This window comes from Streptomyces sp. NPDC059788 (genome assembly GCF_042732265.1).
Taxonomy (GTDB): Bacteria; Actinomycetota; Actinomycetes; order Streptomycetales; family Streptomycetaceae; genus Streptomyces.
This window is the reverse complement of sequence record NZ_JBHWHY010000001.1, coordinates 148,675-174,697: the sequence shown is the minus strand read 5'-3', so window position 1 is coordinate 174,697 and position 26,023 is coordinate 148,675. Positions and strand designations below refer to the sequence as shown.

The 26,023-nt window shown below is 72.4% G+C and carries 22 protein-coding genes; 15 read left to right on the top strand and 7 right to left on the bottom strand.

From position 1 onward, the window contains the following. Positions 1-63: 63 nt before the first annotated feature. The 4 genes from ACFV57_RS00990 to ACFV57_RS00975 all read left to right on the top strand — a co-directional run bounded on the left by ACFV57_RS00990 (position 64) and on the right by ACFV57_RS00975 (position 4,760). Positions 64-1,458, top strand: coding sequence for a DUF5685 family protein (locus ACFV57_RS00990; protein ID WP_385224287.1), 1,395 nt, complete (start codon positions 64-66; stop codon positions 1,456-1,458). 259 nt (positions 1,459-1,717) lie between these two features. After that, positions 1,718-3,217, top strand: a complete 1,500-nt coding sequence (locus tag ACFV57_RS00985) for an amino acid permease (protein ID WP_385224624.1) — start codon at positions 1,718-1,720, stop codon at positions 3,215-3,217. A gap of 30 nt (positions 3,218-3,247) precedes the next feature. Beyond that, complete coding sequence (locus ACFV57_RS00980) at positions 3,248-4,303, top strand: SMP-30/gluconolactonase/LRE family protein (RefSeq protein ID WP_385224285.1); 1,056 nt, start codon at positions 3,248-3,250, stop codon at positions 4,301-4,303. Between the two features lie 214 nt (positions 4,304-4,517). Further along, positions 4,518-4,760, top strand: coding sequence for a WhiB family transcriptional regulator (locus ACFV57_RS00975; RefSeq protein WP_385224283.1), 243 nt, complete (start codon positions 4,518-4,520; stop codon positions 4,758-4,760). Positions 4,761-4,900: 140 nt separating this feature from the next. Here ACFV57_RS00975 and ACFV57_RS00970 read toward each other — a convergent pair whose 3' ends face one another. Continuing rightward, positions 4,901-5,770, bottom strand: a complete 870-nt coding sequence (locus tag ACFV57_RS00970; protein WP_385224281.1) for a helix-turn-helix transcriptional regulator — start codon at positions 5,768-5,770, stop codon at positions 4,901-4,903. A 77-nt stretch (positions 5,771-5,847) separates the two neighbouring features. Here ACFV57_RS00970 and ACFV57_RS00965 point away from each other — a divergent pair, with 77 nt between their 5' ends. The 3 genes from ACFV57_RS00965 to ACFV57_RS00955 all read left to right on the top strand — a co-directional run bounded on the left by ACFV57_RS00965 (position 5,848) and on the right by ACFV57_RS00955 (position 7,833). Next, on the top strand, positions 5,848-6,627 hold the full coding sequence (locus ACFV57_RS00965) for an SDR family oxidoreductase (RefSeq protein WP_385224279.1): 780 nt from the start codon (positions 5,848-5,850) through the stop codon (positions 6,625-6,627). Then, positions 6,624-7,529 (top strand): SDR family NAD(P)-dependent oxidoreductase, encoded by a 906-nt coding sequence (locus ACFV57_RS00960; protein ID WP_385224277.1) that lies wholly within the window; start codon positions 6,624-6,626, stop codon positions 7,527-7,529. The genes ACFV57_RS00965 and ACFV57_RS00960 overlap by 4 nt, the downstream gene beginning before the upstream one ends. Before the next feature lie 94 nt (positions 7,530-7,623). Further along, a complete protein-coding gene (locus tag ACFV57_RS00955; protein ID WP_003985135.1) occupies positions 7,624-7,833 on the top strand; it encodes a 4-oxalocrotonate tautomerase family protein in 210 nt (69 codons plus the stop codon). 206 nt (positions 7,834-8,039) lie between these two features. Here the strand turns inward: ACFV57_RS00955 and ACFV57_RS00950 are convergent, their stop codons facing one another. Beyond that, positions 8,040-8,684 carry a TetR/AcrR family transcriptional regulator C-terminal domain-containing protein gene (locus ACFV57_RS00950; RefSeq protein WP_385224274.1) on the bottom strand — a complete coding sequence of 215 codons (645 nt, stop codon included), beginning with the start codon at positions 8,682-8,684 and terminating at the stop codon, positions 8,040-8,042. 56 nt (positions 8,685-8,740) lie between these two features. On the opposite strand from ACFV57_RS00950, the gene ACFV57_RS00945 reads away from it, so the two are divergent. The 3 genes from ACFV57_RS00945 to ACFV57_RS00935 are packed head-to-tail and all read left to right on the top strand — an operon-like array spanning position 8,741 to position 12,233. Continuing rightward, positions 8,741-10,258: an FAD-dependent monooxygenase gene (locus ACFV57_RS00945; RefSeq protein WP_385224272.1), complete on the top strand. Its 1,518-nt coding sequence runs from the start codon at positions 8,741-8,743 to the stop codon at positions 10,256-10,258. Beyond that, positions 10,255-10,665, top strand: coding sequence for a RidA family protein (locus ACFV57_RS00940; RefSeq protein WP_385224270.1), 411 nt, complete (start codon positions 10,255-10,257; stop codon positions 10,663-10,665). Before ACFV57_RS00945 ends, ACFV57_RS00940 begins: the two co-directional genes overlap by 4 nt. Then, positions 10,662-12,233 (top strand): MFS transporter, encoded by a 1,572-nt coding sequence (locus ACFV57_RS00935; RefSeq protein WP_385224268.1) that lies wholly within the window; start codon positions 10,662-10,664, stop codon positions 12,231-12,233. Before ACFV57_RS00940 ends, ACFV57_RS00935 begins: the two co-directional genes overlap by 4 nt. On the opposite strand, the gene ACFV57_RS00930 is transcribed toward ACFV57_RS00935, so the two are convergent. From ACFV57_RS00930 to ACFV57_RS00920, 3 genes are all read right to left on the bottom strand, one after another. After that, entirely contained in the window at positions 12,214-13,389 is a 1,176-nt protein-coding gene (locus ACFV57_RS00930) for a 4-hydroxybenzoate 3-monooxygenase (protein ID WP_385224266.1), read from the bottom strand. The genes ACFV57_RS00935 and ACFV57_RS00930 overlap by 20 nt on opposite strands. Before the next feature lie 232 nt (positions 13,390-13,621). Next, positions 13,622-14,374 carry a helix-turn-helix domain-containing protein gene (locus ACFV57_RS00925; protein WP_385224264.1) on the bottom strand — a complete coding sequence of 251 codons (753 nt, stop codon included), beginning with the start codon at positions 14,372-14,374 and terminating at the stop codon, positions 13,622-13,624. Positions 14,375-14,515: 141 nt separating this feature from the next. Beyond that, on the bottom strand, positions 14,516-15,265 hold the full coding sequence (locus ACFV57_RS00920) for an SDR family oxidoreductase (RefSeq protein WP_385224262.1): 750 nt from the start codon (positions 15,263-15,265) through the stop codon (positions 14,516-14,518). 392 nt (positions 15,266-15,657) lie between these two features. On the opposite strand from ACFV57_RS00920, the gene ACFV57_RS00915 reads away from it, so the two are divergent. The 3 genes from ACFV57_RS00915 (at position 15,658) to ACFV57_RS00905 (ending at position 19,235) form a co-directional block, all read left to right on the top strand. Next, entirely contained in the window at positions 15,658-16,668 is a 1,011-nt protein-coding gene (locus ACFV57_RS00915) for a hypothetical protein (RefSeq protein WP_385224260.1), read from the top strand. A 111-nt stretch (positions 16,669-16,779) separates the two neighbouring features. Then, positions 16,780-18,315: an amino acid permease gene (locus ACFV57_RS00910; protein WP_385224258.1), complete on the top strand. Its 1,536-nt coding sequence runs from the start codon at positions 16,780-16,782 to the stop codon at positions 18,313-18,315. A 179-nt stretch (positions 18,316-18,494) separates the two neighbouring features. Next, positions 18,495-19,235, top strand: coding sequence for a GNAT family N-acetyltransferase (locus tag ACFV57_RS00905; RefSeq protein ID WP_385224622.1), 741 nt, complete (start codon positions 18,495-18,497; stop codon positions 19,233-19,235). A gap of 54 nt (positions 19,236-19,289) precedes the next feature. On the opposite strand, the gene ACFV57_RS00900 is transcribed toward ACFV57_RS00905, so the two are convergent. Next, entirely contained in the window at positions 19,290-22,577 is a 3,288-nt protein-coding gene (locus ACFV57_RS00900; RefSeq protein ID WP_385224256.1) for an ATP-binding protein, read from the bottom strand. Positions 22,578-22,739: 162 nt separating this feature from the next. Here ACFV57_RS00900 and ACFV57_RS00895 point away from each other — a divergent pair, with 162 nt between their 5' ends. Both ACFV57_RS00895 and ACFV57_RS00890 read left to right on the top strand, forming a co-directional pair. Continuing rightward, positions 22,740-24,260 (top strand): FAD-dependent oxidoreductase, encoded by a 1,521-nt coding sequence (locus ACFV57_RS00895; RefSeq protein WP_385224254.1) that lies wholly within the window; start codon positions 22,740-22,742, stop codon positions 24,258-24,260. Between the two features lie 67 nt (positions 24,261-24,327). Continuing rightward, positions 24,328-24,996, top strand: coding sequence for an SGNH/GDSL hydrolase family protein (locus ACFV57_RS00890; RefSeq protein ID WP_385224252.1), 669 nt, complete (start codon positions 24,328-24,330; stop codon positions 24,994-24,996). 52 nt (positions 24,997-25,048) lie between these two features. On the opposite strand, the gene ACFV57_RS00885 is transcribed toward ACFV57_RS00890, so the two are convergent. Beyond that, on the bottom strand, positions 25,049-26,011 hold the full coding sequence (locus ACFV57_RS00885; RefSeq protein ID WP_385224250.1) for a GNAT family N-acetyltransferase: 963 nt from the start codon (positions 26,009-26,011) through the stop codon (positions 25,049-25,051). Positions 26,012-26,023: the final 12 nt, after the last annotated feature.

Genomic DNA, 26,023 nt, shown 5'->3' with positions numbered 1-26,023 from the left:
TGCGCTCCCGCGCTTTCCAGCCACGGCTGCTCTTCATCGACGTCCAACGGGGGTTGTCTTCACGTGTTCGGAATCGTCCGGCCCTGCACCCATCGCCTGTCCCAGGGGCTCAAGGCGGAGTGGATGGCCCATCTGTGCGGGCTGTGTCTCGCCCTGCGCGGTGACCACGGGCAGTTCGCCCGGGTGGTGACCAATTACGACGGCTTGATCGTGTCCGTCCTGACGGACGCCCAGTCCGGCCGGGCGGCGCAGCGCCGTACCGCCGGGCCGTGTCCGCTGCGCGGGATGCGGACCGCCTCGGTGGCGCGGGGCGAGGGCGCGCGGCTGGCCGCCTCGGTCTCGCTGGTGCTCGCCTCGGCGAAGATCCGCGACCATGTCGCCGACCGCAACGGGCTGCTGCGCCGCCGCCCCGTGGCCGCCGCCGCGCGCAAGGTCGCCGCCGGCTGGGACCGGGCCGGTGCGCGTACCGGCGCCACGCTCGGCTTCGACACGTCCGTACTCGTCGACGCGGTCGACCGGCAGGTGGGCATCGAGGAACTGGCGGGCCCCGGCACACCCTTGACGGTCGTCACCGAACCGACCGAGACGGCGACGGCGGCGGCCTTCGCGCACACCGCCGTCCTCGCGGGCCGCCCCGGCAACGCCACGCCGCTCGCCGAGGCAGGCCGGCTCTTCGGGCGGCTGGCCCACCTGCTCGACGCCGTGGAGGACCGCGCCGCGGACGCCGCCGAGGGCGCCTGGAACCCGCTGGCCGCCACCGGCGCCTCCCTCGCGCAGGCCCGTCGGCTGTGCGACGACGCGCTGCACGGCATCCGTCTCGCGCTGCGCGACGTGGAGTTCACGGACTCCGCGCTGGTGCACGCCCTGCTCGTACACGAACTGCGGCGATCGGTCGACCGCGCCTTCGGTACGGCCTCCTGCGCGCACCAGGGGCATGGTGCGGGGCCGTACGACGGCGGGGCCGGCAACCCGTACGGGCAGGGCAACGGGTACGGGCAGCCGCAGCCGTACCCCCCGGCCCCTCCGTACGGCCAGGCACCGGCCGGCGGCCCGTACGCGCACGGTCCGCAGCATCTCAACGGGCCGCGGAATCCCTACGCGGGCGGGCCGGTACCGCCGGGCGGCGGCTCGGGCGGTTCCGGGGGCTCGGGCGGTTCCGGCGGCTGGGGCGGCTCGGGCGGCGGTTCCGGGGACTGGGGTCCCGGGAACGGCGGCTCCGGTCACGGCGGGCTGCCGAACCTCGCCCCCAAGCCGCCGAAGAAGCCCCGCGGCCTCCTGGCCGGCTGCGCGGTCGCCATCGGGCTCTGCTGCACGTGCCGGCTCTGCTGCGCCGCGGAGTACGAGGGCCCCTGGTCGCGCAAGAAGCACGAGGGCTGCTGCCGGGACTGCGACTGCTGTGACAGTTGCGACTGCTGCCCGGACTCCTGCTGCTGCGACGGGTGCTGCTGCGACTGCTGATCCCGAACGGCCGCGTGCCCCCGAACGGCCGCGCCGCTCCGGCACACCACCGGCGCGACGCGGCCCGGGATCACCGGTCCTGCCGCGCCACGTGCCCCGCGATCTGGCCGACTTGTGCTCGACACACCGCCCACTCCGGTTCTTTTCTTGCGCTGACGGCTCCCCCACCCCGTAGCTGGAGGCTGCTTCCGTGACGCGCGCCAGGCGATCCGACCTCGACGGCCAGGCCTCGCCCGGCCCCCGGGCCGACCACGAATTCCTGCGCCGATTGGGCTACACCCCGGTACTGCAACGGCGGATGGGCCCCTTCGCGAACTTCGCCGTCTCCTTCTCCGTGATCTCCGTCCTGTCCGGCTGTCTGACGCTGTACGGATTCGGGCTGGCCACGGGCGGGCCCGCGGTCATGATGTGGGGCTGGATCGTCGTCGGCATCATGGTCATGTTCGTGGGCGCCGGGCTGGCCGAGGTCACCAGCGCCTACCCGACCTCGGGCGCGCTGTACTTCATGGCCGACCGGCTCGGCGGCAGGCGGTGGGGCTGGTACACCGGGTGGCTGAACCTCCTCGGCCTGCTCGGCGCGATCGCCGGCATCGACTACGGCTGCGCGCTGTTCGCGGGCGCGTTCGCGGGCCTCCAGTGGGGCTTCGAGCCCACCCCCGGCTCGCTCATGGTCGTCTACGTCTGCGTCCTGGCCCTGCACGCGACGCTGAACCTCTTCGGCGTGCGCCTGGTCGGCATCCTCAACTCCGTCTCCGTGTGGTGGCACCTGGCCGGCGTCGCGCTGATCGTGGGCGTGCTGTGGCTGGTCCCGTCCCACCACCGGCCGGTCTCCTTCGTGTTCACCACCTTCGTCAACGAGACCGGCTGGGAGAGCCCGCTGTACGTGGCGCTGGTCGGCCTGCTGCTGGCCCAGTACACCTTCAGCGGCTACGACGCGTCGGCGCACCTGAGCGAGGAGACCACCGACGCGCAGGTGAACGCGGCCCGCGGCATCGTACGGGCCATCCGCTGGTCCTGGGTCGCCGGCTTCTTCCTGCTGGCCGGGCTCACCTTCGCCATCCAGGACTACGCCGGCGTGCAAAACACCCCGACCGGAGTGCCGCCCGCGCAGATCTTCCTCGACGCGGTCGGCGTCAGCGGGGCGAAGGCGCTGCTGCTGGTCGTGATCGTCGCGCAGCTGTTCTGCGGCAACGCCGAGGTGGCGGCCACCTCGCGGATGGTGTTCGCCTTCTCCCGGGACGGCGCGCTGCCCGGCTCCGCCCGGTGGCGGCACGTCTCCCCGCGCACCGGGACCCCGAGCCGCGCCGTTCTACTCTCCGTCGCCGTCGCCGCGGTCCTCGCCCTCCCCTCCCTCTACTCCTCCGCCGCGTACGCGGCCGTGACCTCCATCAACATCATCGGCATCACCCCGGCCTACGCCATCCCCATTTACCTGCGCCTGCGGCACCGCCGCACCTTCCGGCCCGGCCCCTGGAACCTGGGCCACTGGGGCGTCCCCGTGGGCTGGGTCGCCGTACTGTGGGTGGCTTTCGTCACCGTCCTGTTCTGCCTTCCCCAGACCCGTCCCGTCTCCCTGGCCGGCTTCAACTACGCGCCCGTGGCCCTGGTCCTCGTCCTGGCCCTGGCCACCGCCTGGTGGGCCGTCTCGGGCCGCCGCTCCTACCGGCTCCCGGACCCGGAACGGGCGGCCCCGGAGCCGGAGCGGGGGCCGGAGACGAGGCCGTCCGGTGACCGGCCGGGCCCGCCGGGCCCCTGGTAGGTGTCCTCGGCGAGGGGTAGTGAGGGGGGCATGGCCAACGCATACGAGACGAGCCGGATGACGACGCCCCTGCCACCGCTGCGGCGGGTGCCGCTCGACGGGAGGGGCCCGGAGGATGTGGTGGTGGACGCCGCCGGGCGGGTGCTGACCGGAGTCGAGGACGGCCGGATACTCCGGCTGGACCCTCTTCCGAAGGGCGCGGCAGGTGCCGAGGCCGCGGGAGACGGCGCGTCCGGTGCCGCCGGCTCATCCAGCGGGTCCGGCGCGTCCGCCGCGCCGCGCGCCGAGGTCGTCGCCCGTACCGGCGGGCGGCCGCTGGGCCTGGAGCCACTGCCCGACGGCGGCGTCCTGGTGTGCGACGCGCGCCGGGGACTGCTGCGCGTCAACCCGTCCGACGGGACGGTACGGACCCTCGCCGACACGGTCGGCGGCTCACCGCTGCGCTTCTGCAGCAACGCCGCGGCCACCGCCGACGGCACCGTCTACTTCAGTGTCTCCAGCCGCCGCTACCCGCTGGAGGACTGGCTGGGCGACATCCTGGAGCACTCCGGTACGGGACAACTGGTCCGGCTGCGCCCCGGCGGTACCCCCGAAGTCGTACTGGACGGACTCCAATTCGCCAACGGCGTCGCGCTGGCTCCGGACGAATCCTTCGTCACCGTGGCGGAGACCGGCTCCCGCCGGCTGACCAGACTCTGGCTGACCGGCCCGCAGGCGGGCCAGCGCGATGTGCTCGCCGACGACCTGCCGGGCTACCCCGACAACATGTCGCGCGGGTCCGGCGGCCTGTTCTGGGTGGCGCTGGCCGGCCCGCGCTCCACGGGCCTGGAACGCCTGCACCGCGCCAAACCGGCCCTGCGCCACGCCGCGTGGAGCGTGGCCCGGCGCGTCCGGCCGCGGCCGGGGCCCCTCTCCGGCGTCCTGGCCGTCGACGCCGACGGCCGTATCGTCCACGACCTGCGGCGCCGCAGCCCCGACTACCGCATGGTGACCAGCGTCTGCGAACACGACGGCCACCTGGTGCTGGGCAGCCTCCACGAACGCGCGCTGGCCCTGTGCGAACTGCCCTCCACCTCACGCGGTTGAATCCCGTCCACCCGGGAACCCGGAACATCCGGGTTCCCACGTGCGGTCTCAGACAACAGGAGGCCACACCAGCCGGCCCCACGAGCCCGCCGCTCCCGGCGCCGGGCCGGCCGGCGTGTCGCCTCCCCACGCGCCCACTGCCCGGCGCGCGACGCCGTGGGTCCTGTGAATACCGGTAACGATCTCCTGGCGATCTCGGCGAGGGAAGGCAGACATGGAGTGGTGGGAACGAGCAGCGTGCCTGGAGGAGGACCCGGAGCTCTTCTTTCCCGTAGGAGTCACGGGCCCCGCCGCACAACAGCAGGCGGACGCCAAGGCGGTGTGCCGGCAGTGTCCGGTGAGCGGGGAGTGCCTGGAATGGGCTCTGGAAACCGGGCAGAACTATGGCATATGGGGTGGTACGGACGAGGAGGAGCGCCGCAGGCTGTCCAGCCCGCACAAGCGCCGGGCAGCTTGATCGGCAAGGACCCCGTGGTAATTCTCCGAACCTGTACGCACCGCCCGAGACCGGCCTCGGGGGCAGGAACCATGTTCTTGCGGCGGAGAGCGCAGGCGGTCCGGGACCTTGCCCATCGGCGACGCTGTAGTGGGCGACTGTCAGCGTGTCGGGCCAGTGACGTCTTGGGTACCGAGGACGGCGAGCAGGTCGAGGAGGCCGGCGCTGTCGGTGCCGACTGCGGGGGTGAACCACAGGAGGCGCTGTCGGCCGTCCTCGCTGAACAGGTTGAGGCAGTTGACCTCGATCAGGCCGAGGGTGGGGTGGTTGAGGCGTTTGCGGTCGTCGCGCCGGAATGCGACGTCGTGGTCGGCCCACAGGGCGGTGAATTCCGGGGAGGTGTCGAGCAGCGCGCTGATCATTGAGCCGGCTTCGGTGTCTTTGGCATCGCGCCGGGCGGCGGCTGCCCGCAGGTCGGCGACGAAGGCCCGGGACTGGCCCGCATGGTCGGCTTCCGGATACAGCTGCCGAGCGTCGGGGTCGGTGAACCACCGGTGGATGAAGCTGGCCCGGGCACCCCGCAGCCCGGAGTGGTCCCCGAGCAGCGCCACCGCCGGCGGGTTCTGTACGAGGGTGACGTGCAGGTCGGTGATGACCTGCGCGGGTGTCGAGGTCAGGCGGGTGAGCAGGTCGAACATGCCGGGGTGGACGTGCGAGGCGGGTCCGCCGGGCGCGGACACCGGGCGGTCGGCCAGGTGGTAGAGGTAGTCGCGCTCGTCGGCGGTCAGGCGCAGGGCCCGCGCCAGCGCGGCGATCATCTGCTCGGAGGGCTGGGATCCGGCGCCGCGTTCGAGTTCGTTGTAGTAGTCCACCGATGCGCCGGCGAGCTGGGCGACCTCATCGCGGCGCAGCCCGGGCACCCGGCGCCGGGGCCCGTGCGGAAGTCCCACGTCGGCCGGGCGGATGCGTGCACGCCGCGAGCGCAGGAAAGCTCCCAGCTCGGTGTATCTCACAGAACCCATGCCCGCCATTCTGCGTCCGGCCGGGTCGCCGACACAGGGGATGACGTCCCCTGGTTCCGCCGGCCGGCGCCGCGCATCGTGGAGGCATGACTACGAACCACCCCGCTCCCCCTCTCCCACCCCCTCCCTCTCCGGCGCCCGGGCGGGTCGCCGTCGTCACCGGCGGATCACGCGGTATCGGCCGGGCGGTTTCCAGCAGGCTCGCCCAGGACGGCCTGACCGTCGTGGTGAACTACGCCCGCGACGCGGCTGCCGCCGAGGAGACGGTGGCGGCGATCACCTCCGCCGGCGGACGGGCCGGCTGCGTGCAGGCGGACGTGGCGGACGAGCACGCGGTCGCCGCCTTGTTCGACCGGGCGGAGCAGGAGTTCGGCGGCGTGGACGTCGTGGTGAACTGCGCCGGCCGACTCGCTCTGTCACCGATCGCCGACCTCGACCTGACGGTGCTCGACGCCGTGCACCGTACCAACATCCGTGGCACCTTCGTCGTCGCCCAGCAGGCCGCCCGGCGACTGCGCGCGGGCGGCTCGTTCGTGGGCTTCTCCACCTCCGTGGTGGGCACCCGGTTCCCTGCTTACGGCGCGTACGCAGCAAGCAAGGCGGCCGTCGAGTCGCTCACCTCGATCCTCGCCCACGAGCTGCGCGGGCGGGACATCACCGCCAACACCGTCGCCCCCGGCCCCACGGCCACGGACCTCTTCCTCGAAGGCAAGACACCCGAACAGATCGAGCAGCTCGCGAAGACCCCGCCACTGGAGCGGCTGGGCACCCCGGAGGACATCGCCCAGGTGGTCGCCTTCCTCACCAGCCCTGCGGGGCACTGGGTGAACGGCCAGGTCCTGCGGGTCAACGGCGGCCTGGTGTGAAGCCGCAGCAGAACGTCGTGGTGGTCACCGGCGCCTCCAGCGGCTTCGGGAACCTCACCGCACGAGCCCTGGCGGAGGCCGGCCATATCGTGTACGCCGGAATGCGCGCCACCACGGACCGCAACGCATCCGCCGTCGCCGCGCTCGCCCAGCTCCAGCAGGACCGTGGCGTACGGATAGCCGCTGTGGAGATGGACGTCCAGGAACAGGAATCGGTCGACACCGCCATCGATCGCGTGCTGAGGGAGCAGGGGCGCATCGACGTGGTGGTGCACAACGCCGGCCACATGGTGCTCGGGCCTGCCGAGGCGTTCACCGTCGCTCAGCTCGCCGACGTCTACGACATCAACGTGCTGTCCACGCAGCGGGTGAACCGCGCCGTGCTGCCGGCCATGCGCCACCGGCGACAAGGCCTGCTCGTATGGGTCGGCTCCTCCTCGACCCGCGGTGGACACCCGCCCTTCCTGGCGCCCTACTTCGCCGCCAAGGCCGCGATGGACGCCCTGGCCGAGAGCTACGCCGCCGAGCTGGTCAAGTTCGGCATCGAAACCACCCTCGTCGTCCCCGGCGCCTACCCGAGCGGCACCAACCACTTCGCCCACGCCGGAGTACCCGCCGACGCCCCGCGGGCCGCGGCGTACGACGCGCCGTACGGCCGGCTCAGGGACACCATGACCACGGCCCTGAGCGGCATCTTCCCGCCCGGGCACGAAGCCGCGGAGGTGGCCGAGGACATCGTGCGGGTCATCGGTCTGCCCCACGGCGAACGCCCCTTCCGCACCCACGTCGACCCCAGCCGCGACGGCAGCGAGGTGGTGTCGGTCGTGTACGACCGGGTCCGCGCGGAGTTCTTCCACCGCATCGGCATCGGCGAACTGCTGACTCCGCACGCCAGCCTCTGACCACGCGGTCACCAGCCGGGAAAACATCCACGGCCAACCGCATCCGTATCTGCCTTCCGTGCTACGGAAGCAACCACATCAAGGAGCAACACTCATGCCTTTCGCCCACTTCAAGGTTCCCGCGGGCACCGTCACCGCCGAGGACAAGAAGAAGATCGTCGAGCGCACCACCGACCTGTACGCGGAGATCTATGGCGAGCGGGCCCGCCCCACCACCGTCGTCCTGGTCGACGAGGTCGCCGACGGCGGCTGGGGCGTCGCCGGCAACGTCCTGACCGCCGCCATGCTCAACGGAGACGCCTGACCTCTCCCGGATGGGGCCCGGCGCCAGGGTGCCGGGCCCCATGCGTTCACTGATCGGCCGACGGCGCGGCGCAGTTCGGCGAAACGGCCGGGGACGCTCATCAGGCCGGCGGCCGGGCAGGGCAAGGCGGGTGAGGCCCGAGTCCACGGAGTGGGGGTCGTGGTGAATTCTGGCCTCATGTCGTCCCGTCGGCGCCGGGTGCTCGTTCAGGACTCGGGGGCCGCCTCGGTCGAGGCGGAGTGAAGGATCTGCTCGATGCCGAACCGGAAGCGCGCCTCGAAGTCGACCGACATGAAGTCGTCCAGCGTCGAGTCCAGCCCGGGCAGGTGGTGTCCGGCCACGTGGGCGCGCAGGCGGTCACGGTGGTCGGCGGGTGTTGCCTGTTCCTCCTGGACGAGGCCCAGGGTGAAGTAGAAGAGGTTCCATGCCGTCCAGGCGGCCGTCTTGCGGGTGGGGCAGCCGCGCTGAAGGGCGGTCAGCAGGCGGTCGGTGAAGGCGAGGGTCTGCGGTTCCGCGGGGAAGGTGCCCGCGACGAGCAGGGCGCCGTCCCGGTGCCGGAGCATCGCGAGGCGCAGCCGCCCCAGTAGTTCGGCCGCCTGATCGTGCCAGTTCTCGGGCAGGTCCGCCAGGTCCACTTCCCCGAACACGGCCTCGGCCATGGTGTCCATGAGCCGGTCCTTGGTGCGGATGTGCCACATGACGGTGTTCATGCTGACCCCGAGTTCGGCCGCGATGGCCCGGGTGGAGAGCTTGGCGACACCGCCCCGGTCGAGTACGTCGAACGCCGCGCCGACCACCTGGCCGAGGGTGATCCCGACCTTGGTGCGGGCGGCGGTTTGTTTCTTGGTCACTGATCGAGTATATCTGACGGCGGCAATTCTCTTGGTCAGTGATAGAGAGGTATGGCATGAGTGAAAGCGTCGTCATCGTCGGCGGTGGACCGACGGGCATGTGGCTGGCCTGCGAACTGCGGCTGGCCGGGGTCCGCACGGTGGTCCTGGAGCAGGCTCCGCAGATCGACCCGCATTCCCGGGCACTGACGGTTCACGCCCGCACGATCGAGACCTTCGCGCTGCGCGGCGCGCATCAGGACCTGCTGGCGGAGGGCGGCCGGATACCCAGCGGACATTTCGCGGTCCTCGACGACCGCCTCGACTTCCGGGGCCTGGACACCGACTTCCCGTACACCCTCACGATCCCGCAGGCGCGCACGACGGAACTGCTCCAGCAGCGCGCCGTGGCCATGGGCGCGGATGTCCGTCGCGGACACCGGGTGACCGGCTGCGCGGACACCGGCGACACGGTGACCGTGTCGGTCGACGGGCCCGAGGGCGCGTATGTGCTCGACGCCGCGTACGTCGTCGGGTGCGACGGCACGCGCAGCGTGGTGCGCCGGTGCGCGGGGATCGAGTTCGAGGGGACCGGGTTCACCGCGCTGGGGGCACTCGGTGATGTGGTGCTCAGCGACCCGCCGCCCGGCCCGGTCACGAGCAAGTGGACGACGCGGGGCACGTTCATGCTCGTCCCGCTGTCCGGGGGACGGCACCGGATCGTGGTGCACTCGCCCGAGGACCTCCGCGACGACTGGCCGGGCGAACTCACCCTGGAGGAACTGCGCGAGCGGGTGCTGCGCATCACCGGCACGGACTACGGGATGCACAGCCCCTCCTGGCTGTCCCGCTACAGCAACACGAGCCGGGTGGCCCGGCACTACCGCAAGGGCCGGGTCCTGCTGGCCGGTGACGCGGCCCACCAGCACATGCCGATGGGCGGTGTCGGGCTGAACGTGGGCGTGCAGGACGCGATGAATCTCGGCTGGAAGCTGGCGGCGGTCGCGGGCGGCCGGGCGGCGGCGGAGCTGCTGGACACCTACCACCGGGAGCGGCATCCGGTGGGGGACGACACGATCGAGCACACCCAGGCGCAGACCGCGATCATGTCGGTCTTCTCACCGGAGGGAACCGCGCTGAGGTCCCTGATGGGCAAGCTGATCGCGGAACGGCCGCAGCTCAACGACGCCCTCGCGGAGCGCCTGTCCGGGCTGTCGGTGACGTACTCCCTGCCCGGCCGGCACCATCCGCTCGCGGGCTGCCGGGCACCGAACCTGCGGCTGTCGGAGACGGAACACCTCTTCGACCTCCTCCGGGACGGGCGCCCCGTGCTCATCGATTTCGCGCGCGGCGACGGCTTCGGCGCCGACGCCCTCTCGCCCGAGGGCACCGCCGCCCGCCTCAACCGGTACCGGTGCCCGCGGCCGGCCGAGCAGTCCCGCACGGCATGGGCCGGCGTCAGCGCCGCCCTGATCAGGCCGGACGGGTACGTCGGGTGGGCCTCGGACGAGACCGACCCGGCCGCTCTCACAGCCGAGGCCGCCCACGCCCTCGCCGCTCTGCACCACCCGCAGCCCGAAAGGAAGCTCGCATGATCCACCGCATCGAACCGGACGCCGTCTTCGGCCTTCCGGACCTCGTCAGCCAGATATCGGTGCCGGCCGGCCTCGGTCTGGCGTTCATCAGCGGACAGGTGGCCTGGGACGAGGAGGGCCGCGTCGTCGGGGAAGGCGATCACACGGCACAGGCCGCGCAGGTGGCCCACCGCATCGACCGCCTGCTCGACGCCCTGGGCGCTCAGCGACAGGACATCGTCAAGGAGACCGTCTACGTCGTGGACCACGAGCCGCACCTGATCCCCGGAATTCTGGGCGCCCTGCACGGTACGCCACCGCCCTCGTCCACTCTGGTGGGTGTGGCCAAGCTGTTCGCCCCCGAGTTCCTGATCGAGGTCGAGTGCGTGGTCGCCCTGCCGGACGCGGGGCGGAGGTTCCCGCGGTGACCGGCACCGGGCAGTCCGCCGTCCGTCCCGTCCGGGCGCTGTTCGCGCTCACGCTGACGGTTTCGGCGGTGCTGCTGGGCAGCACCATCCTCAACGTGGCACTGCCCACGATGCAGCGCGACCTCGGCGCGGGCAACACCGAACAGCAGTGGTTCCTGAACGCCTACACCCTCACCTTCGCCGGATTCCTGCCGGTGGCGGGGAGCGCCGGCGACAGGTTCGGCCTCAAGCGCCTGCTGGCCTGGGGAACGGCGGCCTTCGCCCTGACGACGGCGGTGGCCGGGTTCCTCGATGCGCCGCTCGCCGTCATCGTCCTGCGGGCGCTCATGGGCGTGGCCGCGGCCACGATCATGCCCGCCACCCTCGCGGTGATCCTGCGGATCTTCCCGGCCGAACGACGGGCCCGGGCCATCGCCTCATGGGCGGCGGCCTCGGGGCTGTCCATCTCGCTCGGCCCGCTCCTCGGGGGCGCGCTGCTGAGCGCGGGCATGTGGTGGGGTTCCGTTCTCGAACTCGTGGCGCTGTTCGCGCTCCTCGGCCTCGCGGCGACCTGGGCATGGATACCGCATACGCCGCCGAGCGGCGCCGGAGAACTGCGCGTGCTGCCCGTCGCGGCGTCCCTGGCAGGCATCGGCCTGCTCGTCTTCGGAGTGGTGCACGCCACCGACGACGGCTGGGCCTACGTCGGTACGTGGCTGCCCGCGACGGCCGGCCTGGCCGTCCTGGCCGCCCTCGTCCTGGCCGAGGCGCGGCACCGCGTGCCGCTCCTGGACGTCGGCCTCTTCAAGCACGCCTCGTTCACCGCCGCGGCGGTGGCCCTGACACTGGGCTCCTTCGTCGTCTTCGGCTACCTGTACTTCACCACCTTCTACCTCCAACTGGTGCGCGGCTTCTCGCCGTTGCAGACGGGGCTGCTCTTCATTCCGCTGTCGGCGGGCCTGGTGGCCGGCGCCCCGCTCTCGCAGCGGGTGACCCAACGGTTCGGTGCCCGGGCCACCATCGCCACCGGCCTCACCCTCATGGCCGCGGCGTTCGCCGGCGTGGCCGGGCTGGGCGCCCACACCGGTCCCGCCTGGTTCGTCGTGGACGCGTTCGCCCTGCAACTCGGCTTCGCGCTCGTCCTGGCGCCCGGCACGACACTGGCCGCCTCCTCCGTTCCCACCGACCGCGCGGGAGCGGGATCGGCACTGCTGAACACCCTTCGCCAGCTCGGCAGCGCGCTCGGCGTCGCGGTCCTCGGATCGGTCCTGTGGTCCCGGTACTCGGGCATGATGTACGACCGGCTGGCCGGCGCCCCGACGGGCATCCGGTCGACCGCGGCGGAGTCGCTCGCCTCGGCCCTGGCCACGGGCGACCCCGCGGCGGCGCAGGCCGCCGCCCCGACGTTCGTCGGTGCCATGCACACGACGACGCTCGTCGCCGCCGGGGTGTGCGGAATCGCCCTGCTCGTCACGCTGTTCACCCGCCCGACTCGCCCGACCGGGTCAAAGGTCCTCGGCCCCCGGCCCGAAGCCGCACGAAGTACGGCCGACCGCGCCCTCGCGTCGGCTAGTTCACCCCGCCGATGAGTTCGCTGAAGAGCTTGTTGGCCGCGGGGGACGTGCACTGACGTTCCAGCTCCGCGCGGGCGATCTGCTTACGGAACTCCCCTTCGTAGGAAGCGTCGCCCGCGTTGTGCATGAGCTCGGTGATCCAGGCCGCGAACGCCTGGTAATTCCAGATGTGGCGCAGGCAGGTGTCCGAGTAGCCGTCGAGCAGACTCGCATCGTCCTTCTGAATGCGGGCGATGACCGCGTTGGCCAGTACCTCGGCGTCGTGGAGGGCGAGGTTGAGCCCTTTCGCACTCATCGGAGGGACGATGTGCGCCGCGTCCCCGAGCAGATACAGCCTGCCGTGACTCATCGGGCTGAACACCACGCACCGAAGAGGCACGATCCGCTTGTCGATGATCCGGCCGGTCGGTACAGAGGCGCCGAAGCGGGCCTCCATTTCTTCCCAGACACGGCCCTCCGGCCACTGCGCGGGGGTGTCGTCGACCGGGCACTGGAGGTAGAGGCGGCTGGCGTTCGGGCCGCGGGGGATCATTCCGGCCAGGCCGCGGGAGCTGATCGCGATACCCACGGGTTCCGCCGGTACCTGGGCCAGAACGCTGAGCCAGGAATATCCGTAATCGTGCGCGTAACGCGTGAGCGCGTCGGCGGGAATCGACGCCCTGCTGACGCCGTGATAGCCGTCGCAGCCCGCGATGAAGTCGCAGTCGACGACGCGCGTAGAACCGGCGGAGTCCCGATAGCTCGCACGGGGACGCGCACCGTCGATGTCCTCCAGGGACACGTCGGCGGCCTCGAAGCGGAGGTCGCCGCCGGCCCGCAGGAAAACATCCGTGAGGTTGCGGACGAGGACCTGCTGAGGGCAGAAAATACTGTCGCGGTTGTCGTCCCAGCCGTACTCCAGCGGCAGCTTTTTCCCGTCGATCCAATAGCCGTTGCCCACCTTCGGGATGGGGTCGCCCTCCAGCACCCCGTCGAGCCCCCACGCACGGAACATGCGCACCCCGCGGCTGTCGATGGCCCCGGCCCGCTGCCGCCGCTCGACGTATTCCCGGCCGTGCTTTTCCAGAATGACGCACTCGATGCCGCTGCGCAGCAGGAAATTGCCGAGCGTGAGTCCGGCCACCCCGGCCCCCACGATCACGACAGCGGTGTTCTCACGTGTTTCACCCATGTATTGCCGAGCCTCCTTGAGAGAAAGCGGTGCCCCGGTGATCGGACACGACGGAGCACGAAGGGCGGTGCCGCCCGGATGGTGCGGCGCGCCGACCACCACTGTGGACTCCGGCAGGAGGCGTCCCCAACTGGTGAATGGACACCGGATACGGAAAACCCGCCAACTTGGCGACGTGCGGCCTACGGGCGGGCACACCGTGGCCGCATAGGCCCGTACGGCCGCTCTCCGGCTACGTGCGGTCCGCGCGCAGAGCCGCCTGGTAGCGGCCCGGGGTCTGGCCGACGACCTCGGTGAACGCGTCGATGAAGCTGGAGGGGTTGGACCACCCGCACTCCATCGCGGTCTCGGTGACGGACCGGCCGTTGGTGAGGTGGACCAGGGCGTGGTGGATGCGCAGGATGGTGCGCCAGCGGTGAAAGCTCATGCCGAGTTCGCTGTGGAACAGGCGGCTCAGGGTGCGCTCGCTGGCCCCCGCGGCGCGTCCCAGCCCGGCCAGGGTCGCGCTGCGGCCCGGATCGGCGTGCAGGAGATCGGTGACGGCGCGCAGCCGGCCGTCGCGGGGTTCGGGCAGGTGCAGGGACTGCTCGGGAGTCTCGGCCAGTTCGTCGACCAGCACCGCGAGCAGCCGCTCGAAGGCGCCGGGGCGGAACTCCTGGCGGTCCGTCAGCACCAGCAGGGCCTCGCGCAGAAGGGGGCTCACCGCGAACACGCTCGGGTGGTCCACGAGTTGGCCGCACAGGTCGAGCGGTACGGCGACGAGACGGACGTCGGTCCTGCCGTAGAAGCGATGGGAGTGGGCGAAACCGGGCGGTGTCCACGTGACCCGGTTGGCCGGGGCGACCCAGGTCCCGCGTTCCGTCGTGGTGGCCAGGGCGCCGGCGGCCGCGTACACCAGCTGGCCCTGGGGGTGGGAGTGGCGGTCGACGTGGTAGCCGTGCGGGAGCCAGCGTCCACCACCGGGCGTCACCGCCCGAAGTGACATGGGAAATGCGGAGGGTTGGCGGGATTCCAGCATCAGCCGTCATTCTACCGGTGGTACGTCGCCCGGGGCGGCGGCCTCGGCTCCGATGAGGCCGCCGCGCGGCTCCCGGGCCCGCGCGGACGCGGGTGCGGGTGCCGGGGCTCAGACCTGGTTCTCGCCGCCGTCGACGTACAGGTTGGCGCCGAGCATGAAGCTGCTGTCCGCGGAGGCGAGGAACGCCACGGCCGCGGCGACCTCCTCCGGGCGCCCCATCCGGCCGATCGCGGCGGTCGTGGCGAGGTGCACCCTGGCGTCGGCCGCGTTGTCCTCGCCGAAGAGGGCCGTGATGCCGGGGGTGTCGATCGGGCCGGGCGAGATCGCGTTGACCCGGATGTCGCGGTCCTTGAGGGTGTTGGCCCAGGTCCGCGCGAAGGACCGGACGGCGGCCTTGGACGCCGCGTACAGGCTGAACAGTTCCATGCCGTTGTCGGCCGCGGTGGAGGCGTTCAGGATGACCGAGGCGCCCTTGTTGAGCAGCGGCAGCGCCTTCTGCACGGTGAACAGTGTGCCCCGCACGTTGATCCCGAAGATGTGGTCGTAGTCCGCTTCGGTGATCTCCCCCAGTTTCACCAGCGAGGCGGTCGCCGCGTTCGCGAACACGACGTCCAGCCCCTGACCCCGGGTGCGGACGGCGTCGTACAGCCGGTCCAGGTCGTCCATGTTCGAGATGTCACCCGCGACCGCCGTGACCCGCTCCGGGCCGATGGTCTCCACGGCGGCGTCCAGTTCGGCCTCGCGGCGGCCGGTGATGAACACGTACGCGCCCTCGTCCGCCAGCCGTACGGCGGTGGCCAGGCCGATGCCGGTGCCGCCGCCGGTGACGACGGCGGTCTTGCCTTCAAGCTGTCCCATGTCGAGCTCCACTTTTTTCTGTACCGATCGGTGCTGAACGAGACGGTAGCACTTCTGTACCGATCGGCATAGAACTCATGTGGTCGAGGACGGCGGACCCGGCGCGGGACGCCGACGGCGCCCGTCGCACGTATGGCCAAAACCTGCGTCTGAAGAACCGAACAACCGTGGTTTCCTCTGGCCATGTGCCTCCCCAGGCACTTAAGTACCTGTCGGGCACCCGCCGTCGGCCAAGGACGGCCGCCCGGCCGGACGCTGCGCCGACGGGCCCGCCCGCCCTGCGCGGCGGCCCGCACCACGCCCCTCGCACGTCCCCGTGCCACCCCGTCCCACCTGCCCTAAGGACCCGCGCTTATGGCCGCCGCCGCTCCGCCCGGCCGAGGGGAACGCTGATGCCCGGCTTCCACCCGGCCGGCCGCGACACGGACCTCTACCGAGCGGTACAGGACATCCAGGCGAGTTACTGGATGCAGATGCGGCAGGTGCTGGCCCAGACGGGCAACTGGCCGCAGTGGACGACCCGCACCCAGGTCCTGGGGGTCGTCGCGGCCGAGACCAATGTCGTGGAACTGTGGCTGGAAGAAGAACCGGAGAGCCGCGACGCGCGAGTGATGTACGCCAGAGTCGCGACCGAACGGGTCCTGCGGGCCCACCGCAGACGTTCGGCGCACGACTCCGGGCAGGCACGGGACCTGGAGAAACTGGCCGACGGGGCCCGTCAGGCGTGCCTCAGGGCGGGCGAGGGGAACTCCGGTGACCCGGTGCTCTACATCTGCCGCCTGGCCCTGGCCGAAGCGGACACGGCAGAGCGCTGTCCGGAGCACCGGGTGGCTCCGCCGCGGCCGGAGCACCTGCTGCCGCCGGGTCCGTGGGGCCTGCTGGGCGAGGCGCACCGGCGCGATCCGTTCAACCGCGAGGCCTGGCACCGCATGTCCCAGGCGCTCCAGGCCCGCCCCGGGCCGGCGGGCCGACGCGCGGTCGCGATGGACTTCGCCCGCTGGACGGTCTCGTTCGCGCCGGCCGACTCGCCACTGCTGATGCTGCCGGTCTACGCCCGCGTCCAGGAGCACCGGGAGCGGCGGGACCGGGGCGAAGCCGTCCTGAACCTGCTGTGGACCAGGGAGGACATCACGCAGGCCGTCGCGAAGGCGTACACCGGCTGGTTCAAGCGGTGCGATCCGGCGGGCAGTTCCCAACTGGACCTGAACTACCTGGCGTACGCCCTGCTGAGAGGCGGGTTCCCGCACTGGGCGGCCGAAGTGTTCGAGGCGATCGACGACTTCGTCACGCGGGACCCGTGGCAGTACCACGCGCCGCATCCGAACCAGTGGCGGGAGGCTTTCGAGGAGGCCCGCGACGCCTGCCTGAGAAGCCACCCGCCGCGCGCGGGGGGATACACGTGAGCGCCGGCCGGCCTCGCGGACGGGCTCCCCCGCGGCCCGCCGGAAGCCCGTCAGCGCCCGCCGCCCTTCCCCTTCCCCCTCCTTCTTCCAGCTTTCCTGTGTGGAGATCCGATGCGTACTTCGGTAAGAGCACGGCACCGGCTGCCGGGGCCACTGAACGACAACAACGAGGACGCGCGCATCCTCCAGTCACTGGGCTACACACAGCAACTGCACCGGCGCATGGGAGCCTTCGGCAATTTCGCCGCCTCCGTATCGGTCATCTCGATCATGTCCGGGACCTTGCTGCTGTTCGGCTACGGCCTGAACTCCGGAGGCCCCGCGGTGATCATGTGGGGATGGCTGGTCGTCGGGCCGCTGGTGCTGTGCCTGGCGGCGGCCCTGGCGGAGATCACCTCCCGCTACCCGACCAGCGGCGGCCTGTACTACATGGCCCGCCAGCTCGGCGGTGAGCGGTGGAGCTGGTACACCGGCTGGCTCAACCTGATGGGCCTGCTCGGCGGGATCGCCGCCCAGGACTACGGCATCGCGACGTTCACCGGCGCGTGGCTGCACCTGCAGTTCGGCTACACGCCGACGCCGGGTTCCCTGCTGACCCTCTACGCGGTCGTCCTCGCGCTGCACGCGGTCCTGAACCTCTTCGGCACCCGGCTGATGAACTTCCTGACGTCCCTGAGCGCCTGGTGGCACCTGACGGGGGCCCTCGTCATCATCGGCGCCCTGACGCTCGTACCCGCCCACCACCAGCCGGCCGGCTTCGTGTTCTCCGAGTTCACCGACAACACCGGCTGGAACGCCCCGGTATACGTGGTCCTGCTGGGCATGCTGCTGCCGGTCTTCGCCCTGGCCGGTTACGACACCTCGGCGCACCTGAGCGAGGAGACCAGCCGGGCGTCCGTCGCCGCCGCGCGCGGCATCATCCGCTCGGTGGCGGTGTCCTGGGTCGCCGGCGGCGTCCTGCTGCTCGCGCTGCTGTTCGCCGTCCAGGACTACGCCGCGACCCTGTCCGGTCCGACCGGCGTGCCGGTGGCCCAGATCCTCCTGGACGCGCTCGGCGTGGCCACGGCCAAGTCCCTGCTCCTGGTGATCATCGTGGCGCAGTTCCTGTGCGGCTACACCGTGACCGCCTCCGCCAGCCGCATGATCTACGCCTTCGCCCGGGACGGCGCCCTGCCGGGCTCGTCGCGCTGGCAGCAGGTCAGCCGCCGCACCGCCATTCCGGCCAATGCCGTCTGGCTGGCGGTCGGTGTCGCGTTCGTGCTCGCGCTGCCGTCCCTGTATTCCGCGACGGCGTTCTCGGCGGTGACCGCGATCTCCGTCGTGGGCTTCACCCCGGCCTACGCCATCCCGGTGCTGCTACGGCTGCGCCACCGCGACCGGTTCACCCCGGGCCCCTGGCATCTGGGCCGCTGGAGCCGGCCGATCGGCTGGGTGGCGGTGGTGTGGGCCGCCGGGGTGACGGTGCTGTTCCTGCTGCCGCAGACCAGTCCGGTCACCGCCACGAGCTTCAACTACACCCCTGTCGCCGTGCTGGTGGCCCTCGTCCTGGCCGCGCTGTGGTGGCGTGTCGGACGCCGCTCCTACCGCGTCCCCCGGCCCACCTCCTCGTCGGCGCAGGAGGCCGAGTTCGAAGGCCGCATCGTCTGACGACACCGGATTCCTCCGGCACACGTGACACAAACGCACACACCGCTGTCCCGGCTGTGCCGGAGTCGTCCACCATCTGCTCAGGGCTTTTCACACACTCGACGAATCATGGGGGTACGGTGCCTGTTCTCGCGGAGTCCGCCGAATCGGTGCGGCAGTTGGCCGTGGTCTGGCGTGCCATGGTGCTCGACCACGACGCGGACGCGGACGTGCGCGACCTGCCGGGTATCGCCGTTCGCTGGGCCGACTGCCCGTTCCCGTTCTGGAACTGCGTCACCTTGACCGAGGCGGGCGCGGGAAAGGAGACCGTACGGCACCGTCTCGACCAGGCGGCGGACATCATGCGCGCGAAGAAGCACCCGGGCTTCCTGTGGCTCTTCGAGGGCCTTCTCGACGACGACGCCCGCGCCACGTTGCAGGGCGCGGCCGAGCAGGCCGGCTTCCGGTACGCCTTCCCCGGTACGGGCATGGCCGGGGACCTGCTCCCCGTCCCCGAACCGGTCCATCCCGACCTGACGTTCACGCGCGTGCGCACCGAGGAGCAGTTGCGGGCCTTCGCCGATCTCCAGTCGTACGCCTACGGCTTCCCTTTGGAAGAAGTACGTGAAGCCCTCGCCGGGTCCGCGCTCTGGAAGAACGAGGTGTTCGCCTACCTCGGATGGCGAGGCGACGCACCGGTGGCGTGTGCCGCCACGATCGAAGCGGAGGGCCGCCTCTTCGTCGCGTTCGTCGCCACCGACCCGCAGTGGCAGCGGAAGGGCTACGGCGAGGCAGTCACCCGCAAGGCGCTGTACGAGGGCGGCCGGGCCACCGGACTGACCCGCGCCACTTTGCACGCGACCGCCGCCGGAGCCCCCGTGTACCCGCGTATCGGCTTCCGGCCGAACTCTCCGATCCACTTCTACCGTCTCGGAGACTGAGCCGACGAGCCGGGCGCCGCACCCGACGCGCACCAGGCGTTCGCCGCTGCGGGCTCAGGCCTGCCGTGCCGGTGCGCCGCCCGGTTCGGAAGGCGGGGCGGACGGCTCCGCGCGGCGCAGCCGTGCCGGGTCGGCCCGGGTCAGGGCCGCTGTCGTGTCCAGTTGCCAGCCGGTCCCGTACGCCTCGGCGAAGCGCTCGTCGCCGAGCGCGGCCCGGGCGCGGCCGCTCAGCGTGCGGACCTGAGGATCGGTGGGGTCGTGGGCGCCGCGCAGCCGGGCCGCCGCGCCGAGCACGACGGCGGCTTCGCGGTGCCGCCCGTACAGCGCGGCAAGGCCGGCCACGGCCACCGCCACCGTCGCCACGATCGGCATGTCCCCGCTGTCGCCCGCCGCCGCGTACGCCGGGCCCAGCGCCGCTTCGGCGCCCGGCCCGTCGCCGAATTCGAGACAGAGCGCGCCCCGCACCGCGCCGACCAGTGCCTGCCCCTGGTCGCCGGCGAACAGGGCGTGCTCGGACAGTCCGGCCTCGACCGCCTCGACCAGCTCGCGCGCCCGCGCCGGTTCGCCGGTTCGCAGCCGCAGGGCGGCTTCCCGCGCGTCGAGCAGAATCGCCGTCTCGGGCGACGCCGAGCGCAGCGCGCGCTCCCGGGCCAGGCCGATCATCTCGGCCGCCCGCGCGGTGTCGTCGAGCCGTACGTGCAGATCGATCAGGCGCAGGTCGACGAAGATCTCGTCGCTGAGGCTGAGCGAACCGAACTCGCCGGCCAGCCGCTTGGCCTCGGTGAGATCGGCCAGTGCGCCGTCGAGATCGCCGTCGTACTGCCGCACCAGGGCGTGCAGGGGCAGCGCCTTGGCCAGGCCCCAGCGGTCGCCCGACCGGAGGAAGCACTCCAGCGCGGCGCGCACGTCGCTGCGGACCTCGTCGAAGTGGCCGTCGTTCTCGGCGAACTGGGCCCGGAACATGTGGGCCATCCCGGCCAGCCACTCGTCGGGCCCGTCGACCAGCCGCTGGAGGACCGTCGGCGGCACCTCGGTCCGGGCCAGGGAGGCCAGGCCGACGGCGGTCAGCACGCCGCGCAGGCCCGGCAGCTCCGGATGGCTCAGCAGCCGGTCGGCGAGGGCCCGCAGTTCCCCACGCCGTTCCCTGATCCAGGGGCCGGCCGACACACCGCGGGTGGCGACGGTGTTGAGGAGCAGCAGCCCCTCGGCGATGTCGCGTTCCCTGCCCGGCCGCCCGGCCGGCAGCGCGAGCGCCTCACCGAGCCAGTAGGCCGCGTCGGGGTGCCGGCCGAGCATCTGCCAGTACCAGCTCAGGTTCACCGCCAGCGCGATCGCTCCGGCGGCGTCGTCGGTGTCGCACAGGTGGCGCAGGGCGGCGAGGGCGTTGTCGTACTCGGCGTGCAGCACGCGGAGCGCGTCGAGCTGCCCGGGGCCGCGGAGCAGGGGGTCGTGGCGGGCGACCAGCTCGGCGAAGTAGCGGGCGGCCAGGTCCCGCGCGCTGGTCAGGGTGCCCTGTTCTGCCAGGCGCTCCAGGCCGTATTCGCGCAGGGTCTCCAGCATCCGGTACCGGCCGGTGTCCGGCGCGAGCTGCAGCAAGGACCGGTCGACCAGGTCCGCGAGCAGCTCCGGGACCTCGGCGGCCGGCACCGCGGTGCCCGCACGGACCGCGGTGGCCGAGGCCGGTGTGACGCCCCCGGGCAGGACCGAGACGCGCTCCGCGACCACACGGGCGTCGGCGCCGAGCAGGTCCCAGCTCCACGCGATGACCGAGCGCAGCGTGCGGTGCCGGGGGAAGGCGGTCCGGCTGCCGGTGGTGAGCAGGCGGAACCGGTCGGACAGTCCGGCGGCCAGGCCGGTCAGCGAGAGCGTGCGCAGGCGGGCGGCGGCCAGTTCGAGTGCGAGCGGCAGACCGTCCAGGCCGCGGACGACGCGCAGTACCTCGCCGAGGTTGTGCTCGTCGACGTCGAACCCGGGCCGCACGGCCGCCGCCCGCTCGGTGAACAGGCGCACCGACGCCCTACGGCGGGCCCGCGCGACCTCGTCGTACGGCTCGGGCAGGGGCAGCGGGCCGAGCGGAACCAGCACCTCGCCGTCGACCGCCAGCGGCTCCCGGCTCGTGGCCAGCACCCGCAGCGCGGCGCAGCGGGCCAGCAACGCCGCGACCAGGTGTGCCACCGCGTCGATCAGGTGCTCGCAGTTGTCCACCACGAGCAAGGTCTCCCGGCCGTCCAGCCGGTCGGCCAGCAGGTCCGTTTCGCCGACCGGGTCGCCGCGCAGCCCGGCCGAGGTCTCGAACAGCGCCGAGCCGCGCAGGCCGGTCGCGGCCAGCAGCGCCGCGCCGACCTTGGCGGGTTCGGTGACCGAGGCGAGGTCGATCATCCAGACGCCGTCGCGGTACTCGTGCCGGTGGCGGCGGGCGGCCTCGACCGCCAGGCGCGTCTTGCCGGCGCCGCCGGGACCGAGCACCGTCACCAGGCGCCCGGCGGCGAGCAGGGTGCCGATCCGGGCGAGGTCGTCGTCGCGTCCGATGAAACTGGTCAGCGGCGCGGGCAGGTTGCCGTGCCGGACCGGCGCGGTGCCGGGGGCGGGCCGCTCGGCGCGCAGCAGGCGCAGGTGGCGTTCGCCGAGCGCGGCGCCCGGGTCGGTGCCGAGGGAATCGGCCAGGCTTTCGCGGACCCGCTCGTACAGGGCGAGGGCCTCGGCCTGGCGTCCTTGGGCGGCGAGCGCGTCCATGAGCAGCGCGGCGGCGCGTTCGTGGACGGGGTGCTCGGAGAGCAGCGCGGTCAGGCGGGCGGCGGCCGCGGCGGCACGGCCGAGCGCCAGCTCGGCGTCGGCCAGGTCGGCGACGGCCTCGATCGAGGCGTGGGCCAGCCGGGTCGCGACGGCGGGCGCCACCGCGGCGACGACCGCGGGTTCGGCGCCGGGGCGGTCGCCCCACAGCGCCACGGCCTCGCCGAGTACGGCCGCCGCGGTGCGCGGATCACCGGCGCTCAGGCGGTCGCGGCCTAGGGCGGCGAGCTGTTCGAAGCGCAGCGCGTCCACGTCGGCCGCGTCCACGGCCAGCCGGTAGCCGCCCGCGAGCTGCGCGATGTCGCCGGCCGGGCCGAGGGTACGGCGCAGCCGCGAGACGAGGGCCTGGAGGGCGTGGGCGGGGCCGGCCGGCGGGTCCTCGGCCCAGATCGCGTCGATGAGGCCGCTCTGCTCGACCGCGTGCCCGGCGGCGAGGGCCAGCCGTACGGCCAGGGCCCGCAACCGGGCGCCCGGCACGGGCAGGACGGTGTCACCGCGGGACACCTGAAAGGCGCCGAGCAGCGTGACCCGAAGCCGCACACCCCCGTCCATGGCGCGATCCTCGCACGCGGCCAACCGGGTGCTCACATCAGGGCGGTGGCCCGTGTGCCCTCGTGTCAGCGCCGTGTGAGCCCCATGTGAGCGGCCCTCGGCAGCCTTTGCGTGTCGGGGCCGCGGGAAACCGGCCCCGGTCCTTGGGAAGGGGTTTTCTTCATGCATGACGTAGTGATCGTGGGCGCCGGGCCGGTCGGTCTGTTCCTCGCCTGCGAACTCGGCCTCGCGGGCTGCTCCGTCCTGGTGCTGGAGCGGGAGCCGGAACCCGGCTCCCCGTGGCGGGCGGACCCGTTGGGGATGCGGGGCCTGTCCGCCGGGTCGGTCGAGGCGTTCTACCGCCGGGGGATGCTGCACCCGCTGCTGACGGCGTCGGGCGTCGACGACGGTTCCGGTCCGGGCCCCGGGGCGGAGAAACCGTCGCGTCCCCGTGGCGTGGGCCACTTCGCCGGCATGGTGCTCGATCCGGACAAGGTCGACCTGGACGCGCTGCCGTTCCGGCTTCCCGGCCCGGTGACGGACGGCCTGCTGACAAGCCTCGAAGCGGTCGAGGGGGTGCTGTCCGAGCGGGCTCGCGAGCTCGGCGTGGAGATCAGGCGGGGCGTCACGGTCTCGGCCGTCGCACAGGACGACGAGAGCGTGACCGTGCACGCGGGTGAGCAGGCGTACGCGGCGCGCTGGCTCGTCGGCTGCGACGGCGGACGCAGCACGGTGCGCGGGCTCGCGGGCTTCGCGTTCGACGGCACCGAGCCGCTGTTCACCGGCTACGTCATGCTCGCCACGGTCGACCATCCCGATGTGCTGCGTCCCGGGATCAACCTGACGCCGACGGGCATGTACATCCGGATGCCCACCGAGGGGCACATCGGCATGATGGACTTCGACGGCGGTGCGTTCGACCGTTCGCGGCAGCCGACTCGCGACCACCTCCAGGCGGTGCTGCGCCGGGTGTCCGGCACCGGCGTGACGCTCGGCGGCGTCCGGCTCGCGTCGAGCTTCACCGATCGGGCGATGCAGGCGACGACGTACCGGCTCGGCCGCGTCCTGCTCGCGGGCGACGCCGCACACATCCACTCCCCGCTCGGCGGGCAGGGGCTCAACCTCGGCATCGGCGACGCCATGAACCTGGGGTGGAAGCTGGCGGCGACCGTGCTCGGGCACGCGCCGGACGGTCTGCTCGGCACCTACACCGGCGAGCGGCATCCGCTCGGCGCCTGGGTGCTGGACTGGACGCGCGCCCAGGCGGCGGTGATGCGGCCGGGCCCCCATGGCCAGGCGCTCCGGGAGGTAATGCGCGACCTGCTCGGGACCCGGGACGCAACGACCCACGTCTTCGAGAAGACGTCGGGGACCTCGATCCGCTACGACCTCGGCAGCGATCGGCCGCTGGTCGGCCGCAACGCCCCGGATCTGCGTCTCGAAGACGGCACCCGCCTCGGCGAGCTGTTGCGGGACGGACGGGGTGTCGCGCTCGATTTCGGCACCGAGCGCCGCCTGCGCGACGCGGCGGCGGTCCGGCGGAACCGACTGCGGTACGCGGCCGGGTCGGCGGACGACGGCCTCGGGCTCGGTGCCGTGCTCATCCGGCCGGACGGCATTGTCGCCTGGGCGGGCGACCGCGACTTCGACCGTACGTCCTTCGAGCGGGCCGCCGACCGGTGGTTCGGCAAGGCGGCGAGCTGAGCCGCCACGCCGTTGCCCGACAGGCCTTCCCCTTCTGTCCTCCCCCTCCACATTTCAAGGAGCACCCATGACGATCACCCTGCGCCCTGGAGCCACCGTGATGTTCACCGGCGACTCGATCACCGACAGCCAACGCCTTCAGACCGAGCACGGCCTCGGGTCCGGCTACCCGCTCCTCATCGCGGGCGAGTGGGGCCTGCGGCACCCGGACCGGCCCGTGACCTGGCTGAACTCGGCGATCGGGGGCCACAAGGTCATGGACCTCGAACCCCGCTGGCAGACGGACGTGCTCGACGCGCGCCCGGACGTGGTGTCGGTCCTCGTCGGGGTCAACGACATGGGCTGGCACACGCTGGACCCGGAGGGATACGTGATCTCCGTGGAGGAGTTCGCGGCGGGTTACGACCGGCTGCTCGCGCCCCTCGCCGAGGCGGGCACCGGGCTGATCCTCATCGAGCCGTTCCTCCTGCCGGTCCGCGGCGACGTCGAGGCCGGTAGCGCGCTGCTGCCCATCGGGGAGAAGGAGCGCAAGGAGTGGCGCGCCGACCTGGACCCGAAGATCCAGGCCGTGCGGCGCCTCGCCGACGCGTACGGTGCCCAGCTGCTCACCGCCGACGCCATGTTCGCCGGACTCGCCGCGACGACCGGGCCGGAGTACTGGGCCGAGGACGGCGTACACCCGACGCCGGCCGGTCACGCCGCGCTCGCGGAGGCCTGGCTGCGCCTGGTCGCGTGACGGTGTCACGCGGTCGCCCGCGACCGGGCGCCCGGCCCGCGCCGGGGGCGGGTCACAGTTCGCGGCGGAAGGTGACCCGGTCCAGCGCGGGACCGTCGTAGTCGGCGATCGGGTCGGAGGGGGTGAAGCCGAGGGCGCTGTGGAAGGCGATGGAACGGTCGTTCTGCGGTGAGGTGATCGCCTTGACGACGGTGCGGCCGTTCGCGCGTGCCATGTCGAAGAACCGCTCGTAGAGGAAGCTGCCCAGGCCGCTGCGCCGCCAGGCGGGGGCGACCCCGGTGAAGTGGATGTAGGCCTCGTCCGGGTGGGACGGGGACAGGAAGCCGATCACGAAGCCCGCCAGTTCGCCGTCGCGTTCGGCGATCAGGCTGGTGTCGTGGAAGTGGTTCACGAAGACCCGGGTCAGGTCGCGGGAGGCGGCGCGGCCCCACCAGTCGTCGACCACCCCGACGACGGTGTCGAAGTCCCGCGGCACCGCCGCGCGTGTCGTGAAGGGCTCCAGGGTGCGCGCCTGCGGCGCGCCGAGCTTCCGGCGGAAGGCCACCCGGTCCTGGTCCGGACCGTCGTAGTCGCTGTGCACCGGCAGGCCGTCCACCTCCCGGTCGCCCGCCTCCAGTTCGAAGCCCATGGCCTGGTGGAAGGCGATGGACCCGGTGTTCTGCGGCGAGGTGACGGCGCGTACCTCGGTACGGCCCGCCGCCGCGGCGTGTTCGAAGAAGGCGGTGTACAGGCGGCGGGCCACTCCCTTCTTGCGCAGCGCGGGGTCCACGCCGACGAAGTGGATGTACGCCTCGTGGGCGTGGTCGGCGGAGTGGAAGCCCACCAGGAACGCCCGGACTCCGGTCTCGTCCTCCAGCACCAGACTGGTGTCCGCGAAGTGCTGCAGGAACAGCCGGGGCAGCAGCAGCGAGAGCTCCCGTGACTGTTCGGGGGTGCGCGAGTCGCCCCACCACCGCTGTACGCACTCCACGAGCGTGGTGTGGTCGGTCGTACGGGCCCGGCGTACGTCGTGCATGTCCTGCCTCTC

What these genes read in the sequence shown, in the direction of transcription:
- ACFV57_RS00980 (WP_385224285.1), top strand. Translation starts at nt 3,248, where the DNA reads ATGGCCAACGCATACGAGACGAGCCGGATGACGACGCCCCTGCCACCG.
- ACFV57_RS00975 (WP_385224283.1), top strand. Translation starts at nt 4,518, where the DNA reads ATGGAGTGGTGGGAACGAGCAGCGTGCCTGGAGGAGGACCCGGAGCTC.
- ACFV57_RS00970 (WP_385224281.1), bottom strand. Translation starts at nt 5,770, where the DNA reads ATGGCGGGCATGGGTTCTGTGAGATACACCGAGCTGGGAGCTTTCCTG.
- ACFV57_RS00965 (WP_385224279.1), top strand. Translation starts at nt 5,848, where the DNA reads ATGACTACGAACCACCCCGCTCCCCCTCTCCCACCCCCTCCCTCTCCG.
- ACFV57_RS00955 (WP_003985135.1), top strand. Translation starts at nt 7,624, where the DNA reads ATGCCTTTCGCCCACTTCAAGGTTCCCGCGGGCACCGTCACCGCCGAG.
- ACFV57_RS00945 (WP_385224272.1), top strand. Translation starts at nt 8,741, where the DNA reads ATGAGTGAAAGCGTCGTCATCGTCGGCGGTGGACCGACGGGCATGTGG.
- ACFV57_RS00940 (WP_385224270.1), top strand. Translation starts at nt 10,255, where the DNA reads ATGATCCACCGCATCGAACCGGACGCCGTCTTCGGCCTTCCGGACCTC.
- ACFV57_RS00930 (WP_385224266.1), bottom strand. Translation starts at nt 13,389, where the DNA reads ATGGGTGAAACACGTGAGAACACCGCTGTCGTGATCGTGGGGGCCGGG.
- ACFV57_RS00925 (WP_385224264.1), bottom strand. Translation starts at nt 14,374, where the DNA reads ATGTCACTTCGGGCGGTGACGCCCGGTGGTGGACGCTGGCTCCCGCAC.
- ACFV57_RS00920 (WP_385224262.1), bottom strand. Translation starts at nt 15,265, where the DNA reads ATGGGACAGCTTGAAGGCAAGACCGCCGTCGTCACCGGCGGCGGCACC.
- ACFV57_RS00915 (WP_385224260.1), top strand. Translation starts at nt 15,658, where the DNA reads ATGCCCGGCTTCCACCCGGCCGGCCGCGACACGGACCTCTACCGAGCG.
- ACFV57_RS00910 (WP_385224258.1), top strand. Translation starts at nt 16,780, where the DNA reads ATGCGTACTTCGGTAAGAGCACGGCACCGGCTGCCGGGGCCACTGAAC.
- ACFV57_RS00905 (WP_385224622.1), top strand. Translation starts at nt 18,495, where the DNA reads ATGGTGCTCGACCACGACGCGGACGCGGACGTGCGCGACCTGCCGGGT.
- ACFV57_RS00900 (WP_385224256.1), bottom strand. Translation starts at nt 22,577, where the DNA reads ATGGACGGGGGTGTGCGGCTTCGGGTCACGCTGCTCGGCGCCTTTCAG.
- ACFV57_RS00895 (WP_385224254.1), top strand. Translation starts at nt 22,740, where the DNA reads ATGCATGACGTAGTGATCGTGGGCGCCGGGCCGGTCGGTCTGTTCCTC.
- ACFV57_RS00890 (WP_385224252.1), top strand. Translation starts at nt 24,328, where the DNA reads ATGACGATCACCCTGCGCCCTGGAGCCACCGTGATGTTCACCGGCGAC.
- ACFV57_RS00885 (WP_385224250.1), bottom strand. Translation starts at nt 26,011, where the DNA reads ATGCACGACGTACGCCGGGCCCGTACGACCGACCACACCACGCTCGTG.